The sequence below is a fragment of the Neorhizobium sp. R1-B genome, assembly GCF_004368875.1.
Classification (GTDB): Bacteria; Pseudomonadota; Alphaproteobacteria; order Rhizobiales; family Rhizobiaceae; genus Neorhizobium; species Neorhizobium huautlense.
Map to the genome: position 1 here is coordinate 309,237 of NZ_SOEM01000002.1, position 18,090 is coordinate 327,326.

An 18,090-nucleotide genomic window follows, 5' to 3' on the forward strand; every position below is an offset into this window, starting at 1 on the left:
CTCTCGCTTATCGTTACCCATAGACATCCTTAATAGGCAGTTTTCTGCGCATTTGACTGCTGGATATTCCCGGAACCAGGGACTTTTGGCCTGCTCTTCCGTGAGGGGCCCACTAGTTTGCTTTCGTTCGATGGCCTGTACTTTGTCGTGGCCTCATGCTCGTAACGCGGGAGCAGTTCGCGCATGACAGAAACCACTGCCGGTTCGTTACCTCTCTCCGCGTAATGCTGCAGCCGCATGAAAGCATTCTTCAGCGTCGGCAACGGTACAGGCGCCGGTACCGCTCCCAGAACGCCTGGAACGGGCGAGTCTATGCGTTTGTCAGTCTCGTCGAAAAGCTCCTCAAAGAGCTTTTCCCCAGGACGGCAGCCGACGATCTTGATCTTGATGTCCTTGTCTGGGGAAAAACCCGCCAGCCGGATCATACGCTTTGCTATATCGATGACCTTGATCGGCTCTCCCATGTCGAGAACGAAGATCTCACCTTGGCCGAGCTGCTTTTCGAAGCCGTAGGCGGAAGCCTGCAACGTCAGTTCGACCGCCTCGCGGATCGTCATGAAAAACCGTGTCATGCCGGGGTCCGTTACGGTGAGCGGGCCACCTTTCGTCAGTTGACGTTTGAAGAGCGGAATGAGCGAACCACTCGAGCCAAGCACGTTTCCAAACCGTACGGTCATGAATCGGGTCCCCCCTTCAGCCTTGAGGCCGTCGAGGTCCAGAGCTTGGCAGTAAAGCTCGGCCAGGCGTTTGGTTGCGCCCATAACGCTTGTCGAGTTCACGACCTTGTCGGTTGATATCTGAACCATGGCGAGTGCGCCATATTTCTTCGACGCATTGGCGACATTCATCGTGCCGATGACGTTGGTGAGAATTCCCTCACACGAATTCATTTGCACCATGGGGACGTGTTTGAGAGCCGCGGCGTGAAAGACCAGTTCGGGTCGATGCCGCTTGAAAACTTGCTCAACCCTCTGGCTACGCCGAATGCTGCAGAGATAGCTCCGCCGGGGCACTTCCGGTGCCTGCTCCGAAAGTGTCATATCGATCTCGTAGAGGTTGTATTCGGTATTGTCGACGAGCACGAGTTCTGCCGGGCGGCACCGAGCCACCTGTAACGTTAGCTCACTGCCAATGGAGCCGCCGGCGCCTGTAATAAGGACTCGCCGTCCGCGCACGAGCCGTTCAATCGCCTCGCGATCGAGCGTTGCCTGTGGTCGTTCCAAGAGATCAGTGAGTTCGATGGAGTGCAACTCGTACGGGTTGTGTCCTTCGGCGCGCTGGAACTCCGTTATCTGCGACAAGCGCGAGACGGCAATCCCGAGCCGTTCGGCCGAACGCAGAAGGTTATCCGAGGCGGCTTCGCCAAAGGCTGCTGGCGCCTCCGTGAAAACAACATGACGCGGCTGCTTGTTTGCTCGCTGCAGCTCCGCCACCACCCGCTCGAAATCTTCGATGCGACCTGCGACCGGCACGCCACGCAAGCTCGTACCGATCTGATCCTCGTTCTTGTCGATACAGGCAACTGGCAAATAAGTGGAATTGGGATCGCGGCAGAGCGCGCGCAGATAGAGGTCGGCAGCGTCACCGGCTCCAACCAGCAGCAGCGGTATATGGTGATCCCCGATCACCGCATTACTGCGTCGAGTCTTGAAACCAGGGCGGGCCAGCGAAAACTCACCCGCGCGAAAACTCAGTCGGGCAGCGGACAAGAACGCGATCAGCAGGAGGGACTGCATTGGAACGACTGTGCGCGGCATGTCGCTCAAGCGAGTAGAGAAAAACAGTAGCGAAACCAGCAGCATGGATGTTAGCAGCACCGCACGCAAAATAGTGAAGAGGTCGGAAACAGAGCCATACCGCCAGTTGCGACTGTAAAGGCCACACAAGGGAAAAACGAGCGCGCAGACGAAGAGATATTGTGCTCCGGACCATAGGAGAATCGAGATCAGTTCTGGCCGAGCATTCAGTTCTGCTGGGCCGTAACGAAGCAGCAGGGCGGTGGCCAGTGCAAGGCTGGCAGACCCGAGGTCAGCGATATACAATGCGCAATATTTGCGCACCCGGCGAATGGCTGTCTGTAGACGACATATGCCGATATCGAGGGCGGCATCGCGCATTGCTACGAGAGCGTCGCCAGTTGCTCGCGTGCGTTTGCCTTCTGATATAATCGACTGTAGCCCTAGGAATTGATCACGAACTGCCTTCGCGGCGGCGTGGATGCGCGGCATTAGTGCCCCTCCTAACGTCGATAAGCCCGCCGCACCCACAAAAAACGGCAGCACACTCCCCGCAAAGCTCATGGGGGGAGAACTCAAAGTGCTTCCGACATTGTTATCGTGGATGCGACCCCGACACGCGCGACGTCATAACGTCAAGAAACATCGCGTTCACCATGGTTTAGATGGCGACGAACTCGGCTTAATCTTGGGGTCATAGTAAAAGCATCGAACGGGTTGGTTGTAAACCGCCCATCCGTCCGACAGCCATAGTCACATTAATCTAATTCAAAGTACGTAAGGGGGTTGCTATATTGCCCTAACCTACTCCTTAAGGTGTAGGTGCTTTATGGATGGTGCTTCGGGTCTACCGGCAATTTCGCGTCGACAAGATGAACTTATAGTAATTATCTGTAGAGTTGTCATGAATAATTTCGACCCAGATAGATATAGGTTCGGACTTAAATTGATTTTGTACGTAAATGTTCAAATTATTTATGCAAAGAATACAGATAATAATTGTTCGTATTTCGGAATAGTTCATAAATAGGTTCGAAAGAAGGAAAATTCATGTAGATTTTCACTTAGGTGTTCTGGATTAATCAAGGCGGGCGTTCGCCTAGGGATTGGGATGCGGGCTCTGCGCCGCGTTGCCGATCTCCAGGATGTACTTGAAATTCCTTTGACGAGATCGCACGGGGCGTAATACAATTTTCTAAGACATCCCTGTCGACTCTGATGGAGTGCTGCTGAGATGAATGTGTCACAGGCCTTCACCTGGATGACCTTCAGGATGCGCCAAGCCGTACGTCCGCTCCTTGTGGCCTGCCTTGGAATTGCGTATTCTGCTGGCGGCCCCGTGTCGCTTTCGATCGCGGCAGACTACCGGCTAAGCGCGGGCGATGCGCTTACCTTCGACTTCCTCGATGACACTGAACTGCCTGTGACTGCAACGGTCGCCCGCAACGGCGAGGCCTCATTTCCGCTTATCGGTGCGGTAACTGTCATGGGTCTTACAATTCCCGAGGCGCTGGCGAAACTCAAGGGCGAATACCGAACCCGCGATCTCCTCGTCGACCCGAAGGTGTCGCTGGAGGTTGCGACGTTTCGACCGGTTTTTGTTCTTGGCGAGGTGAAGAACCCGGGTTCGTTCGCATTCTTTTCCGACCTGACCGTTGATCAGGCGATTGGCCTTGCCGGTGGGACGCAGGTGGTTGCAGCAAACGCCTCAGACCGGATTATCCTGCGGGCCCGTTTGCGTGGAGACATCGAATCGGCGACCGCCGAGATCGTCCACGAGGCCATTTATGCCGCCAGACTGGTGGCGCAGTTAAAGTCCAGTGACAAAGTCGATCTAAGTGCCGTGCCGAAGATCGCGCGCGCCTATGTGGACGGAGCACCACTGGAGGGCTTGGTGGAGGTGGAGGAGAAGATCCTTAAGGCGGATCTGACCGCAAGGACGTCTCAATCCCAGATTCTGGCCGAGGGGATCATGCATTCCGAAAATGGCATCAAGCTATTGGATGAACTTGTTCTGCAACAAAGGCAAGTGATCAAGAACAGCGAGGATGATTTGCGGCGCGTCGCCGATCTTCGCAAGCGCGGTCTAACAACGGAAAGCGACCTTTCTCGCGCAGAGAATACCGAATCAACTGAGAAGGCCCATCTTCTTGAAATCCTCGCCTCCCTAGAGCGGTCGCGCCAAGAGGTCAGTGCGTTGAAGCTGCAGTTGGCAAAGCTCGCGGCCGATCGGGAAAAGGACATCCTAACGCAGCTCCAAGCTCGTGAGATCGCCATTCAGAAGCTGATCTCGCAAAAGCGCGCAGCTGAAGAGCAAATCTTGTTGCTCGCTGCAGTAGAGGCTGACGAAGAAGCCAAGGAAAACGAAGTCTCCTATACCTACGAGGTCCGGCGAAAGATTTTAGACGGCTCCCATACCAGCATTAAGGCCTCGCCTCTGACGGAACTGCTGCCTGGCGATGTGCTTTTGGTGGCTATTGCCGGAACGTGATCATCGTCACGGGAAAATGGTTGTACTTACGCCGAGGGGCATTGCGTTGAAATCTCGTCGAGAGCATGCCGCCGCTTTTGATTTTCCTGCCGCCTCGGGACCTCACAGTTTCAAGCGGCGGCTTGAATGCCTGTTAGCCGGCATCCTTTTCGTCCTATGCCTGCCGCTAATGGCCGTAACGGCCCTCGTTGTTTGGACGAGTTTAGGGCTCCCCCTGTTTTTCCATCAGGCCCGAGTTGGTGCGGGAATGAGGGTTTTCACGGTTCGCAAGTTTCGCACGATGACCGATCAGCGCGGTCCAGATGGTCTATTGTTGCCCGACAATATGCGGCAGACCGGAGCAACGCGCCTTTTGCGCCGACTACGTTTGGATGAACTGCCGCAGTTGCTTTCGGTGCTTTCCGGCGACATGTCGCTGGTCGGACCACGCCCGCTTCCCTTCGCGACGGTCGCCGCGTTCGGTGACCTTGGCCGCATACGCAGTTTAGTCGCTCCTGGCCTAACCGGCTGGGCGCAGGTTAACGGCAATACGCGTTTGTCTGACCAAGACAAGGTGGCACTTGATCTCTGGTACGTCGCCAATGCCAGTCTCTGGCTTGATATCAAAATTCTCCTGCTGACGCTCAAAATGCTCTTAGCAGGAGAGCGGGTGCATGTCGGTCGTCTGAGACTTGCCAAGGAGTTTCTGTCAGATCGATGGATGTCATCGGCCGAATAGGGAACGATAGATCCATACTACTGCGGACACGACGTTCTGACGACGCTGATCGCGAGCGGCTTTAGAACCTGGTTCTTGGATGCATGCGATTGCAGAAATAGCTGAGGGTTTTGATGACTGGCTCGCAGATTAATTTCGGACGAACTCTCGTCGTAGCACCGCATCCCGATGACGAGGTGCTTGGCGCTGGCGGTACGATCGCAAGGCTAGCGCGCGAAGGCCAAGAAGTCTTTGTCGTCATCATGACAGAAGGCAAGCCACCGACATTCAGTTCTTCGGACGTCGTTCGCACGCAGGCCGAAGCGGTCGACGCGCACCGCGTGCTGGGCGTTAAGGATACCTATTGGCTGAGATTGCCGGCGGCGCAACTTGCCGAAACGCCACATGCAACCGTCAACGGAGCCTTGACCGAAATCGTTCGCCATTTGTGCCCACAAACGGTGCTTCTGCCCTTCATAGGCGATATGCATTTCGACCATCAACTGACCTTCAATTCAGCGCTGGTTGCCTGCCGGCCGCACCAATTGGAGTTTCCAAAACTCATCCTGGCCTACGAGACCTTGTCGGAGACAAATTGGAATGCGCCATACCTATCGCCCGCATTCGCTCCGAACGTCTTCGTCGATATCTCGAAGGACGTCGAAACCAAACTAAAGGCGATGGAGAGTTTCGCGTCGCAGCTGCGCGAGCCGCCGCACGAGCGGTCGCTCCACGCCTTGCGCGCGCTGGCGACACTTCGCGGAGCGACCGTAATGCTGGAGGCCGCGGAAGCATTTGTGTTGGTCAGGCATATCGCCTGACGCCGAGGAGTTGGCACTTGAGAAGATGCCAGCGCTTGACGCTGCCAATCTGCTCGGGGCACCAAAGGCAGGAGGCGAAAGTGGGACGGTGGCCAGTATATGACGAAGAGCAGATCGAAGACGTCGTTTCCGTACTTCGTTCGGGTGAGGTGAATGCTTGGACGGCGCCTCACGTGCGTAACTTTGAATCTGAATACGAGCGGTTTCTAGGCGTTAAGCATGCCGTTGCCGTTGCAAACGGCACTGTCGCACTTGACCTGGCATTGTTCGCCCTTGGGCTTCAGGCCGGTGACGAGGTGATCGTAACGCCTCGAAGTTTCATTGCTTCTGCCTCGAGTGTTCCAATGGCAGGCGGCGTGGCCGTCTTTGCAGACGTCGATCCTGAGAGCCAGAATATAACAGTGGAAACCATACGCGCAAAGCTAACCGCACGTACCCGAGGGATCATCGTCGTGCATCTTGCCGGTTGGCCATGCGATATGCCCGCCATCATGGCGCTAGCGCGGGAAAAGCGATTGTGGGTCATAGAAGACTGTGCACAGGCCCATGGCGCCGAGATCGACGGTCGGCCGGTGGGTAGTTTCGCCGATGTAGCTGCCTTCTCCTTTTGCCAGGACAAAATCATCACCACAGGAGGTGAGGGCGGATTGGTGGCAACGAATGACGACGAACTATGGAAGAGGGCCTGGAGTCGGAAGGACCACGGCAAGTCTTACGAAGCCGTCTATAACAAAGCGCACCCGCCGGGTTTCCGTTGGCTGCACGAGACGATCGGCACCAATTGGCGGATGACTTCGATCCAGGCGGTTTTAGGCGTTCGGCAGTTGCAACGTCTGACGCAGTACAGGAGGATGCGAGCGCATAACGCCGCGATCCTTGCCAGAGCGACGGAAGAAATCGAGGTGTTGCGCACCCCGCGGCCGCCAACGCGAATACGCCACGCCTGGTATCGATTTTACACCTTCGTTAGACCGGAACGTCTCAAGCCGAACTGGAGCAGAGATCGCATCATCGCCGAGATCAACGCGGCCGGCGTCCCTTGCTTCAGCGGTAGTTGCTCCGAAATCTATCTGGAGAAGGCTTTTACCGCCATTGGAATGGCGCCTGCGGAAAGACTGCCTGTTGCGCGCGAGCTTGGCGAGACCAGCCTTGCTTTTTTAGTCGACCCCTCGCAAGAATCCTCAGCGTTGGAGAAGGCAGCGCATGTCTTACAAGAGGTGTGTGCCAGCGCCAGCATCGGGAGGATGGTGGGTGCTTGACGAAACTCATTCGAACGGCACCTGCAAGCCTGGCCGTTGTGCCGCTCCTTAGCCCAAATCTCTAATTGGAGCCACTCGCCGGCGCCCGCTGACGTTGCCCCGAAGTTACTGCATACTCCCTAACTTGCAATGGACCGGGGGGCGCTTTCCCGAGGACGAAGCCCACTCCAACACTTCAACGCAGTCGTTGCCTCCACATAGGACGATGAAGGCGCGCTCGGTGTGAGCCTGGACTTGGCCGACAAGACCCACGAATCGATCGGAATTTTCAAGTCGTCTTGCATGGTAGATGTGGATCTTGTCATCCCTATACCAGGTGTAAGCACCAGGATAAGGGTCGCCGACCGCCCGGATCAGGCGCTGCACCGCCTCGGCTGACGCGTTCCAGTCAATGAGACCATCCTCCGGTGTTCGCTTGGCGCAATAGCTAGCCTGGCGATCGTCCTGCATTATCCGAGGCGCTCTCCCCGTTTCAAAGAGGGCAACGGCCTCGACGACCATCGCGGCAAGGTTTAGCGCATGCTTGTCGTAGAGGCTGCGGGCTGTCTCGTCAGCGGAGACCGGGAAAAGTCTCTGGATCAGGATTGGCCCGGAATCCACACCGTCATCGAGCCAGAATAATGTGGAGCCGGTGACGCGCTCGCTACGCAAGATTGTCCAAGGAATGACAGCCCGCCCACGGAAGCGGGGAAGCGCAGCGGGATGGAAGCCGACAGTACCATGGCGGGCAATATCTCGAAACGGTTTATGGCACACCTGCGACCAACCGAGCACCAGGGTTAAATCGGGACAGGTGAGTTTCAGAGCCTCTATGGTGTCGGGCGCATTGATATCAGTGGTGTAGTGAATGAGGCTTTCCGCTGCACGCGCTTGCTCGCCGACGTCAACGAAGTCGGAATGTCGCGCCGATGCATCCTCGGGCAGTGTCACAACCAGCGTAGGCGCGTGCCCCGCTTCGATTAGCGCTTTCAACGCAATATTGGAGGCTTCAACCGCACCAACAAGTGCAATACGCATGAGCGGGCACCAACGCAAACAGCAAGGGTCGCTTCCAAATCTCAGACTGCTTTATTGGAACCAGGAACGAGCGAGATCCTGATCGACAGCCAAAGCAGTTGCTTCATCAAACACCATAAGGGAAGCGGTGTCTATTGAGCAGCCGCCGTAATAGGCAAAGCGCAGCACGACAGTCTGCATGATGTCGATGTGTCTGTGAAAGAGCCGCTGCATCTTTTGCATGAATCCGGCAGACCTATCGTGGGGGAACCATTGTCAGCAACCACGAATATCTTAGCAACCTTAAATGGCTCGATCTGACGGTCGGGCACCTCAGCCTACCATTGAGAGTTTGCTGTGTCCCATTAGTCGGCTGGCAAAGGCTGAGCCTCCTTCATCCTTTCGGACGAGGGGGGCAGCAAAAATCGCTCTTTTTGTTAGGTTGCGGAAAGTCTCCCCCCTAAATACTCTCCTCATGGCGCCAAATGGTTGCGCGAGATGGCAGCATTGTCTGACCCCTAATTACTTGACCACGCTTGTAAGTCGTTTTGCAAAGCTTCGTTGCAGGCAAGAACTTCTCGTCCAAGATTAAAGGGATGATGACATGTCTCTTCCTCATTTGAGGCGGCTGGAAGCTGAAGCAATCCATGTCGTTCGCGAGGTTGCCGCAACTTTCTCAAAACCTGTGGTGCTCTATTCGATCGGCAAAGACTCCTCGGTTCTGCTGCACCTGGCCATGAAGGCGTTCTACCCCGGTAAACCACCTTTCCCGTTCCTCCACGTGGATACCACGTGGAAGTTCCGTGAAATGATCGAGTTCCGCGACCGCATGGCACGAGAGCTTGGCTTTAACCTCCTTGTTCACACCAACCAAGACGGTATCGATCAAGGCATCGGCCCCTTTTCCCACGGCTCAAACCTTCACACCCACATTATGAAGACAATCGCGCTCAAGCAGGCGCTGGAAAAATATGGTTTCGACGCGGCGATCGCTGGAGCTCGGCGGGACGAAGAAAAAGCGCGTGCGAAGGAACGCATCTTTTCCATTCGAAACGCACAGCATGGTTGGGATCCCAAACGCCAGCGCCCAGAAATGTGGAAGACCTATAATACTCGCATCGGCAAGGGCGAGACGATGCGGGTCTTTCCGCTCTCCAATTGGACCGAATACGACATCTGGCAGTACATTCTGGCTGAAAACATTCCGATTGTGCCGCTGTATTTCGCGGCCCGCCGGCCCGTCGTTCGCCGCGATGGCATGCTTATCATGGTCGATGATGAGCGGATGCCGCTTGAGCCGGACGAGGTCGTTTCGAAGAAGATGATCCGCTTCCGCACGCTCGGTTGCTACCCGCTAACTGGCGCAATCGAGTCCGAGGCGACCACGGTTCCAGACATCTTGCACGAAATGCTGAGCGTGCGCACCTCCGAGCGGCACAGTCGCCTCATCGACACCGATGAGACCGGTGCCATGGAGAAAAAGAAGCGTGAGGGATACTTCTGATGTCGTATGTTCAAACTGTACGCCAGCAGGAGATCAAGGCTCGGCTGGCCGAGCAAGACGACAAATCGATCCTTAGATTCATTACGTGCGGTTCCGTAGACGACGGGAAGTCGACGCTTATCGGACGGCTGCTCTACGATGCGAAGTTGATCTTTGAGGACCAGCTTGCAAACCTCGGTCGAGTAGGCACTGCCAACGGCAAAGAGCTAGATTTAGCCCTCCTACTGGACGGGCTTGAAGCGGAGCGAGAGCAGGGAATCACAATCGACGTCGCCTATCGCTACTTCGCTACAGCGAAGCGCAAGTTCGTCGTCGCCGACACCCCAGGCCACGAGGAATATACCCGAAACATGGTGACGGGTGCCTCGACTGCCGATCTAGCTGTCGTTCTCATCGATAGCCGCCGGGGTATCCTGCCGCAAACCAGGCGCCATTCCTATATCGCGTCATTGCTTGGCATTCGAAATATTGTCCTCGCGATCAACAAGATCGATTTGGTCGATTTCCGTCAGCAGGTCTTTGACGACATCGTCGCCGATTACAACGTATTCGCTGAGGATCTGGGGTTTACCTGCATTCAGCCGATCCCTATGTCGGCGAGCTTGGGCGACAATGTCATACGGCTGTCGGAATTCACGCCTTGGTACCGCGGGCCAGCCCTACTAGATTACTTAGAGACGGTAGAACTAGGTCCTTTAGAACTGGACAAGCCGCTCCGTTTCCCAGTGCAGTTGGTGATGCGGCCCAACGCGAATTTTCGCGGATACGCGGGGCAGGTTGCCTCGGGGCGGGTTTCTGTCGGCGACGCCGTTTTGGTCGCAAAATCCGGGCAATGTTCGTCGGTAAAATCGATCGTGACGCAGGACGGAAACCTCACCTCGGCAGAGGAAGGCGAGGCCGTCACGCTGGTTCTTTCCGATGAGGTCGATGCCTCGAGAGGCGATATGCTTGTTTCGCCGACGGCTAGGCCATTCGTGGCAGACCAATTTCAAGCAAACGTCGTTTGGTTCGACGGCAATTCCATGAAGCCTGGGCGAAGCTATATTCTGCGGACCGAAAACGACAGCGTTAGTGCGACGGTAACGGCGCTGAAGCACCGCGTGAACATAAATAGCTTCATCCGCGAAGCTGCAAAATCCCTGCGAATGAACGAGATCGGTGTCTGCAACATCTCAACCCAGTCGCCCATCGCCTTTGACGCCTACAGCGAGAACCGCGCGACCGGCAACTTCATCTTCGTCGATCGGTTGACAAACGCAACCGTCGGCGCCGGCATGATAGATTTCCCGCTACGGCGGGCGGACAATGTCCATTGGCAGGCAACCGATGTCAGCAAAAATGCCCGCAGTGCGATGAAGAACCAGCGGCCCGCGGTGCTCTGGTTTACAGGGCTCTCAGGTTCCGGCAAGTCAACCATTGCCAACGCACTTGAGCGGGTTTTGCATGTAAGGGGTAAACATACTTATCTTCTAGATGGCGATAACGTCCGCCATGGCCTCAACCGTGATCTCGGCTTCACTGAGGAGGATCGGGTTGAAAATATTCGGCGCGTGGCAGAAGTGGCGAAGCTTATGGCAGATGCCGGTCTGATCGTTCTCGTTTCCTTCATATCACCGTTTCGCGACGAGCGACGGATGGCGCGCGAACTGATGGACGAGGGCGAATTTTTCGAGATCTTCGTCGATACTCCAATCGAGGAATGCGCGCGCCGTGATCCGAAGGGATTGTATGAGAAAGCTTTCGCGGGGAAGATTGCCAACTTCACTGGTGTCTCCTCGCCGTATGAGGCCCCTAACAATCCGGAACTGCATCTTCACACAGTCGGCAACGAGCCGATCGCCCTCGCACTCAAGATCGACAAATTTCTTGACTTGAGATTGGGGGAGAAATGACACCTCTTTGTGAACTGCTTGAACGAATTGCACTTGAGGCAGGCGCAGCTATCCTCGAAGTCTACGATCACGGCCCCAATATCTCCTACAAGGATGACCATTCGCCCGTCACTGAGGCGGATGAAAGGGCTGAGGAAATCATTCTCGGCTGTCTTGCCTCCGCGTTTCCCACTATTCCAGCTGTTGCGGAAGAGGCTGTTTCATCCGGTCACGTTCCCGACATCCGCAACGGCTCCTTTTTCCTTGTCGATCCTCTGGATGGGACAAAGGAGTTCATCAACCGGCGCCACGATTTTACGGTGAATATCGCACTGATTGAGGGAGGTGTGCCAATCGCCGGTATCGTCTATGCGCCCGCGCAACGCTGCGCCTATGTGGCCGACGGGGGTAGATCGGAGAAGCTCTTCATCGGTCACGGTCATGATATTGAGCAAAGGCAGGCGATACGCGTGAGAGAGCCTGGCGCAGGGCTTACGGGGATCGTCAGCCGTTCGCACGATAATTCCGCGACTGAAGCGTTCCTGATCGAGCACCGGATTACTGAATATGCCTCCGTTGGCTCGTCGCTGAAATTTTGCATGCTTGCTGAGGGCAAAGCGGACGTTTATCCGCGCTTTGGCCGAACGATGGAGTGGGACACGGCGGCCGGGGATGCCGTCTTGAGCTGCGCCGGCGGCTCAGTCTTGCGGCTCGACGGCTCGCGACTGCTCTACGGTAAGACCGGGCAGACCGAAGACAGCGACTTTGCCAATCCACACTTCGTCGCTTGGGGCGGAATGGCAGCCGCTCCGGCTACACTAGTCTGATCGCTCGTTTTGCTGCTCGCTTGATTGCGGCGGGTTCAAACAGGCAAACCTCACCGCCCAAAAGACAAAAGGCAGACCGAGCAATGAACCTGCAAGCCAGAAGACAAACCCATAAACTTACCTTTTGCAGGTTTCGTGATCTCACTCGAGAGCAATTGAATGTCGAATTCCAGGTCCACACCAACTGGACCGATGGGCAGGCATCAGTACTGGAGATCTTACGAGCAGCGAAGGAACTCGATCTCGGCGCCCTGGCGTTCACGGAGCATGTTCGGGAAGAGACGTCGTGGTTTTCAGAGTTTAGAGACGAAGTTGTTTCGGCAGCGCCAGGTTTCGAAGGGATGAGAATTTATGTCGGCTGTGAGACCAAGGCGACGGACTATGACGGTCGATTGGACGTATCGGACACAGTGATCAACGCTTGCGACATAGTCTTGGGAGTTGTTCATCGCTTGCCCGACAGCCGGGGCGGCTACCTCGACTTCAAGCACCTTTCCGCCGATGAGACCTCTGAGATGGAGTACAGGCTGTCGATGGGGATGATTGCCAAGGCCCCAATTGACGTTTTAGGGCATCCAGGGGGCATGAGCCTAAGGCGGCATGGCCATTTTCCGGAGGCGTATTTTCGAGCCCTGATGAACACATCCCTCGACAGGCAGATCGCCATCGAGATCAATTCCTCCTATCTCGTGGATATGCCGGCTTTTTTAACTTTGTGCGAAGAGGTCAATCCATTCGTTTCGATTGGATCCGATGCCCATAAGGTGAGCGAACTCGCGCGTTGCAGGGACCAGCTAATGGCACTGGGGCTAGGCACGTCATGAAGGTGTTTATCACCGGCGCCGGCGCCCTCCTAGGGCAAGGGATCATCCGCGCATTAAAGCGTTCGAGCTTGAATGCGACGGTTGTCGTGGGCGACCCAAGCCCCCTTTCTGCCGGACTTTATTGGGGCGATATAGCCCATCTCTTGCCGATGGCCAGAGATCCCGACTATCTCAACCGCCTGCTCGAACTTTTGCAAGTAGAACGGCCTGACGTACTCATTCCCGGGACCGACGTGGAACTCCCCATCATTGCAGCCAATCGAGAGCTGATTGAGCAAACTTATGGCGCCAAGGTGATCATCAGTTCCCCACGTGTTGTATCGATCGCGAACGACAAATGGATGACCTCCGAGTTCCTTCGGGAGCAAGGGTTGGGTTATGTTCCGTCGTGCCTGCCCGGCGGCGAGGAAGCGCTACTCGAACAATTTGGATATCCTCTTGTCGTTAAGCCCCGCGTCGGCGCGAGATCAATCGGGGTTAACGTTGTACATAGCCGGGAACAATTGGAGCGCGCGATCGCAGCGCAATCTAATGTGGTCATCCAGAAATATGTCGGTTCAGACCAGACCGAATATACCGCAGGGACTCTCACCTTCGGTGGAAAATGTCATGCGACAATTGTCATGCGAAGAGACTTGCGGGACGGCAACACCTACAGGGCTTTTGCCGAACGTTTCCCCGAGCTGAACGCCGCCATGATACAGGCCGCCAATGCTCTGGGCGCACATGGCCCGGCAAATTTCCAGTTCCGCCTGGATGACGGCGTTCCACGTATTTTCGAGATCAATGCCCGTTTTTCCGGGACTACGGCCATTAGGCTCCATGCGGGTTTCAATGAGGTGGAGATGTGCATCCGGCATATCCTCTTTGACGAACCAATTGAGCAGCCAGAGATCAGACAGGTAACGATCTTGCGGCACTGGTCGGAGACAGTCGTGACGCCCGCCCAGTTGATCACCCCATCAAAGTCGCTGCAGGAAGAGGCATGACGTATGTTTGCCGGACCTGCGCATTTGTCTTTGGTTGAGGTGTTGAAAAACCACGGAGTCATCGGGGTGTCCCTGCGGCTTTATCGAACCGGCATGATTTTCTCGGGCTATCAGGCAATGTGGGACTGACGTCGATGCAGCTCGTTGTTACCGGCGCGACAGGTTTCATCTCCTCCAGATTGATCGACCACGCGCTTTTGAAAGGTCACCGCGTTACGGCCCTGGCGCGGGACCCGGAGCAGATGGCGCGGAGACAAAGCCCTCTACTAACTGTCGAAAAGTGGGCGAGTGGCGATCCCTTACCGGCGGTGGGTAAAGCCGATGCCATTCTTAATCTCGCTGCCTTTATTCCCACCGATTTCAACGACGCCAACCAGGCTGCAAAATGCTTCAGCGTCAATACCAATGGGGCATTACAGATCGCGATGGATGCCCTAGCACAGGGCGTAAGGCGGTTGATATTCTTCGGATCGGGTCAGGTCTACACGCCCTCTCTTACCCCCGTGTCTGAGACCAGCCCGACCTTTCCCATCCATCGTGGCAGTTATTATCTCGCGAGTAAGCTTTCAGCGGAGATATGCTTGTCTGCCTTTGGAGCCGCAAACGCACTGCCTGTTACGCTACTGCGTCTCGGCTCGGTCTATGGGCCGGCAATGCATGGTGCCGGCATGGTCCTCACGTTTATCCGTGCGCTCGGCAACGGGCGCTCCGTGATTCTTAAGGACGGCGGACATTACCGCGTCGACCTCGTCCACGTTGACGACGTGATCGCGTTGGCTTTGGCGGCCGTAGAGCAAGAGTGTGCCGGGGTGTTTAATGCGGGCAGCGGCCAAGCGTGCAGGTCGTTAGAGGCGGCTCGCATCATAGCCGGCGCGCTCGGCGCGGACCCGTGCCTTATCAGCGTCGAAGGAGAACGCAAGGACGGGACAATGATCGGATTTTCGGCGATGGACATTACCAAGGCAACCGAGCAACTGGGATATCGGCCGCGTTCTTTCCGTGAGGGGATCGAAGCTTGGAAAGTGGAGACTGGCTTTGCCGATTGTTTTGAAATCGGCCAGCATGTTGACATGCTCGGCTTATCGCCAAGGTTGGCGCGGGGTCTAGGCGATGCGAAATGATCCGGTCATGTGGTCTAACGCGATTGAGCTGACTAAGAAGGCAGCTTTCCAGGGATGGCGAGCCGGAAGGGACCGGCAATGACTTTTGCAAATAGCAGTCTGCACACTGCGTCAGCTCCTATCCCCGGCAAAGCGCCGAACGCCAGGGTGGCCATTGTAATCCCCGGCTTATCCGCAGGCGGCACAGAACATGTGGTTAGCCTTATTGCAAACCATTGGGCAAAATTGGGCTATGCCGTGACAATCATAACGTTCGAAGCGCAGGGCACTAAGCCCTACTACAGCTTCCGGAGCGATGTCCGCATAATCCGGCTCGGCCTGCCTCCTGGGCAGAGGAGCAGGCTCTCCTCCGCCACTTCGGTCTGGCAGCGGATTTGGCGCCTGCGACGCGCAATCCGCCAAGCTGACCCGGCTTTCGTAGTCAGTTTCCTCACGCGCACAAACGTCATTACGCTAATTGCGATGTTGGGTTCAGATGTTCCAACTGCCGTTTCAGAACGCAATAACCCCGCAGCTCAGCCCTTCGGAGCAATATGGCGGCGGCTGAGAAACTTGCTTTATCCCCGTGCTTTTTGCCTTGTAACGATGACGCATGGGGCGCTTGCCTATTTCCCCGACGCCGTCAAACGAAAGGCGCGCGTCATTCCAAACGCGGTCGATCTTCCGGCAAATTGGACTGATCGGCGGACCGGCAGCACGCTGACAGCGGTCGGCAGGCTGACCCATCAGAAGGGTTTTGATCTGCTCCTAAAAGCGTTCGCAAAAGTTTCCGAGCAGCACCGGGAGTGGAAGCTCGTCATCTGGGGCGAGGGCGAAGAGCGCGGCCGGCTGCAGGCTCTTTGCACTCAACTTGGACTGCAGCACCGGGTGGAGATGCCAGGTGTTACTTCATCGCCTGGGCAATGGGTCGAGACAGCAGATGTTTTCGTTCTCTCGTCGCGCTATGAAGGTTGGGGTATTGTCCTTCTTGAGGCGATGGCAGCGGGCATTCCGGTAGTCAGCTATAACTGCAAATGGGGCCCCGGCGAAATGGTTGTCCACGGACACGACGGGATCTTGGTCGAACCAGAAAGTGTCGATGATCTTGCCGATGCACTTGATTTGCTTCTGCGCGATAGCGGACTGAGGGAAAGCCTGGCGAGGAATGCGGTCTGCAGCGCCAAGGCCTATTCGCAGGAACATGTATTGCAGGCTTGGGACGCGTTGCTGGCTTCAGGGGGAGCGGCAGCACCTACCCGCAGCGTTGAAAATCGATGAATAGCTTGAAGTATCTGTGCCGGATCCCGATGAATTCCGGGATCCTTCCGAGGCAGAATCTCGGTGCGCAACACCCAGCGTCCTTCCTCCTCGATGTTAGGCAAATAGAAAATCAGCGCTCGAGAAGTTGGAAGCTGTCAACTGACCCGCAGGATCATCGATGAGCACCGACACGGACTGGCCAGTGGCATCAAAGCCCTTCAGCAGGACATCGCCATCTACCACGTCGTAAGCATACACCGTCCCCGCTGCATTGGAGCCCGAATACTGCTTGATTCCAAGACCCTCAAAGACGAGTAAATCCATCGTGTCTTGGAAGTCCATTACGACATCCTGACCCGCCAATGCGCTCGTTTTTTTAAATACAAATCGGTCGGTGTCGGACCCGCCCCAGAGAATGTCAGCTCCGGCATCACCAAGCAAAGTGTCTTCACCTGCAGAACCTAACAAGGTGTCGTTGCCGTCACCGCCGTAGAGGAGGTCGTTGCCGACGCCACCGTCGAGGATGTCCGCGCCAGCTTCGCCGGCGATAGAATCGTTGCCGGCGTCGCCATTTGCCCGGTCGTTGCCTCCGCCAACGCTGATCCTGTCGGATCCTTGGCCGCCCCGTGCGACGTCCACACCAGCCTCGGAATCGAGGATATCGTTGCCGTCACCGCCGTCGAGGTAGTTGTTTCCGTCACCGCCGTCGACGACATCGTTGCCGATACCGCCATAAACCTTGTCGTCACCTGACTGGCCCTTCAGCGCGTCATTGCCTTCTTCACCGTAGATCGTATCGTTGCCGGCCCCCCCGCCGACCGCCTGCTGGGTGAGTTTGCCGGTAGCGGGGTTTATCCGGTTGAGGAATCCGTCGTCTCCAGATCCCGCATAGATGACATCGTTGCCAATTCCGCCGTCGATGTATTCTTCACCAGCTCCGCCATAGATCGTGTCGTTGCCGGCTCCCCCGAGGATTTGGTCGTGACCGTCACCGCCGTCGATGGTATCGTCTCCGTCTTCGCCGTCGAAAGTGTCATTGCCCAGTCCACCTAGGAGAGTGTCTGCACCCGCGCCACCGTCAAAGCGGTCGTTACCATCCCCGCCTTCGGCATAGTCATCTCCGCTGCCGGCCTTGAAGAAGTCGTTTCCGATCCCTCCGTACAGCCGATCATTTCCAAAACCACCATCAAGGTAGTCATCGCCCGCGTAGCCCCAAATTTCGTCGTCGCCGTCGTAGCCACGGATTGTATCCGAGAGGCTCGTCCCATGAAGCTGGTTGGCCGCATTGTTCCCGTTAAGTTTCACCGTCTTCTCCTTTAGAACTTGCGAGGTCGCTGGTTAAAAGTCGAAAATGAGGCACTACAGAGGCCGGCTCCGCGCCTGCTTTGGCGAGGGATCTTCATGCGAAGGCCCAATGTCTATCACAATCGCGGCGAGTGAAAGCGAAGCTTCGTGACCCCTATTTCTCTAATATAAGAGTTGGCGAAGAGACGGGGATGAAGTACATTATACTCGATATATTCCCCATTTACTAACCTAAATGGAGATTTGAGACGGGCACCCAATCTTCGGCAGTAGGAGGGGGCGTTACCTCGCCTTGAGCAAAACCTCGACCCAAGTTGTGAGACTGGGGGCAGTAAACACGTCAGGTTCACAGACTATCGCGTAAGAATTTTCACTAACCTGGATGAGCCTGAAGGACGTTATTCCGCCTT

At 56.1% G+C, this 18,090-nt stretch carries 15 protein-coding genes; 11 read left to right on the plus strand and 4 right to left on the minus strand.

Annotated elements, in window-relative coordinates; translation table 11 throughout:
* Positions 1-29: 29 nt before the first annotated feature.
* The gene (locus EDE05_RS04240; RefSeq protein ID WP_134100323.1) at positions 30-2,228 is read right to left on the minus strand and encodes a nucleoside-diphosphate sugar epimerase/dehydratase; all 2,199 of its coding nucleotides are present in this window, start codon (positions 2,226-2,228) and stop codon (positions 30-32) included.
* Between the two features lie 748 nt (positions 2,229-2,976).
* Between EDE05_RS04240 and EDE05_RS04245 the strand changes: the two genes are divergently transcribed.
* The 4 genes from EDE05_RS04245 to EDE05_RS04260 all read left to right on the plus strand — a co-directional run bounded on the left by EDE05_RS04245 (position 2,977) and on the right by EDE05_RS04260 (position 7,004).
* Positions 2,977-4,227 carry a polysaccharide biosynthesis/export family protein gene (locus EDE05_RS04245; protein ID WP_245519864.1) on the plus strand — a complete coding sequence of 417 codons (1,251 nt, stop codon included), beginning with the start codon at positions 2,977-2,979 and terminating at the stop codon, positions 4,225-4,227.
* 46 nt (positions 4,228-4,273) lie between these two features.
* Positions 4,274-4,945, plus strand: coding sequence for a sugar transferase (locus EDE05_RS04250; protein ID WP_112802268.1), 672 nt, complete (start codon positions 4,274-4,276; stop codon positions 4,943-4,945).
* A gap of 113 nt (positions 4,946-5,058) precedes the next feature.
* Positions 5,059-5,745 (plus strand): PIG-L deacetylase family protein, encoded by a 687-nt coding sequence (locus EDE05_RS04255; RefSeq protein ID WP_134100326.1) that lies wholly within the window; start codon positions 5,059-5,061, stop codon positions 5,743-5,745.
* Positions 5,746-5,825: 80 nt separating this feature from the next.
* Complete coding sequence (locus tag EDE05_RS04260) at positions 5,826-7,004, plus strand: DegT/DnrJ/EryC1/StrS aminotransferase family protein (RefSeq protein WP_112802270.1); 1,179 nt, start codon at positions 5,826-5,828, stop codon at positions 7,002-7,004.
* A gap of 105 nt (positions 7,005-7,109) precedes the next feature.
* Here EDE05_RS04260 and EDE05_RS04265 read toward each other — a convergent pair whose 3' ends face one another.
* Entirely contained in the window at positions 7,110-8,021 is a 912-nt protein-coding gene (locus EDE05_RS04265) for a methionyl-tRNA formyltransferase (RefSeq protein WP_134100328.1), read from the minus strand.
* Positions 8,022-8,072: 51 nt separating this feature from the next.
* Positions 8,073-8,243: a hypothetical protein gene (locus tag EDE05_RS26710; RefSeq protein WP_162715288.1), complete on the minus strand. Its 171-nt coding sequence runs from the start codon at positions 8,241-8,243 to the stop codon at positions 8,073-8,075.
* 361 nt (positions 8,244-8,604) lie between these two features.
* Here EDE05_RS26710 and cysD point away from each other — a divergent pair, with 361 nt between their 5' ends.
* The 7 genes from cysD to EDE05_RS04300 all read left to right on the plus strand — a co-directional run bounded on the left by cysD (position 8,605) and on the right by EDE05_RS04300 (position 16,393).
* Positions 8,605-9,504 (plus strand): sulfate adenylyltransferase subunit CysD, encoded by a 900-nt coding sequence (gene cysD / locus EDE05_RS04270; protein WP_134100331.1) that lies wholly within the window; start codon positions 8,605-8,607, stop codon positions 9,502-9,504.
* Positions 9,504-11,396: a sulfate adenylyltransferase subunit CysN gene (gene cysN, locus EDE05_RS04275; RefSeq protein ID WP_134100334.1), complete on the plus strand. Its 1,893-nt coding sequence runs from the start codon at positions 9,504-9,506 to the stop codon at positions 11,394-11,396. Before cysD ends, cysN begins: the two co-directional genes overlap by 1 nt.
* The gene (gene cysQ / locus EDE05_RS04280) at positions 11,393-12,202 is read left to right on the plus strand and encodes a 3'(2'),5'-bisphosphate nucleotidase CysQ (RefSeq protein WP_134100337.1); all 810 of its coding nucleotides are present in this window, start codon (positions 11,393-11,395) and stop codon (positions 12,200-12,202) included. The genes cysN and cysQ overlap by 4 nt, the downstream gene beginning before the upstream one ends.
* An 83-nt stretch (positions 12,203-12,285) precedes the next feature.
* A complete protein-coding gene (locus tag EDE05_RS04285) occupies positions 12,286-13,026 on the plus strand; it encodes a PHP domain-containing protein (protein ID WP_112802144.1) in 741 nt (246 codons plus the stop codon).
* Complete coding sequence (locus tag EDE05_RS04290) at positions 13,023-14,015, plus strand: ATP-grasp domain-containing protein (protein WP_112802146.1); 993 nt, start codon at positions 13,023-13,025, stop codon at positions 14,013-14,015. Before EDE05_RS04285 ends, EDE05_RS04290 begins: the two co-directional genes overlap by 4 nt.
* A 134-nt stretch (positions 14,016-14,149) precedes the next feature.
* Entirely contained in the window at positions 14,150-15,136 is a 987-nt protein-coding gene (locus EDE05_RS04295; RefSeq protein WP_134100340.1) for an NAD(P)-dependent oxidoreductase, read from the plus strand.
* Between the two features lie 78 nt (positions 15,137-15,214).
* Positions 15,215-16,393 carry a glycosyltransferase family 4 protein gene (locus EDE05_RS04300; protein WP_162712510.1) on the plus strand — a complete coding sequence of 393 codons (1,179 nt, stop codon included), beginning with the start codon at positions 15,215-15,217 and terminating at the stop codon, positions 16,391-16,393.
* Positions 16,394-16,489: 96 nt separating this feature from the next.
* Here EDE05_RS04300 and EDE05_RS04305 read toward each other — a convergent pair whose 3' ends face one another.
* Entirely contained in the window at positions 16,490-17,680 is a 1,191-nt protein-coding gene (locus EDE05_RS04305) for a calcium-binding protein (RefSeq protein WP_134100343.1), read from the minus strand.
* Positions 17,681-18,090: the final 410 nt, after the last annotated feature.

Bases quoted from the DNA above. Each gene is read 5' to 3' on its own strand.
- EDE05_RS04240 (WP_134100323.1), bottom strand. From the start codon at position 2,228: ATGCCGCGCATCCACGCCGCCGCGAAGGCAGTTCGTGATCAATTCCTA.
- EDE05_RS04255 (WP_134100326.1), top strand. From the start codon at position 5,059: ATGACTGGCTCGCAGATTAATTTCGGACGAACTCTCGTCGTAGCACCG.
- EDE05_RS04265 (WP_134100328.1), bottom strand. From the start codon at position 8,021: ATGCGTATTGCACTTGTTGGTGCGGTTGAAGCCTCCAATATTGCGTTG.
- EDE05_RS26710 (WP_162715288.1), bottom strand. From the start codon at position 8,243: ATGCAAAAGATGCAGCGGCTCTTTCACAGACACATCGACATCATGCAG.
- cysD (WP_134100331.1), top strand. From the start codon at position 8,605: ATGTCTCTTCCTCATTTGAGGCGGCTGGAAGCTGAAGCAATCCATGTC.
- cysN (WP_134100334.1), top strand. From the start codon at position 9,504: ATGTCGTATGTTCAAACTGTACGCCAGCAGGAGATCAAGGCTCGGCTG.
- cysQ (WP_134100337.1), top strand. From the start codon at position 11,393: ATGACACCTCTTTGTGAACTGCTTGAACGAATTGCACTTGAGGCAGGC.
- EDE05_RS04285 (WP_112802144.1), top strand. From the start codon at position 12,286: ATGAACCTGCAAGCCAGAAGACAAACCCATAAACTTACCTTTTGCAGG.
- EDE05_RS04290 (WP_112802146.1), top strand. From the start codon at position 13,023: ATGAAGGTGTTTATCACCGGCGCCGGCGCCCTCCTAGGGCAAGGGATC.
- EDE05_RS04295 (WP_134100340.1), top strand. From the start codon at position 14,150: ATGCAGCTCGTTGTTACCGGCGCGACAGGTTTCATCTCCTCCAGATTG.
- EDE05_RS04300 (WP_162712510.1), top strand. From the start codon at position 15,215: ATGACTTTTGCAAATAGCAGTCTGCACACTGCGTCAGCTCCTATCCCC.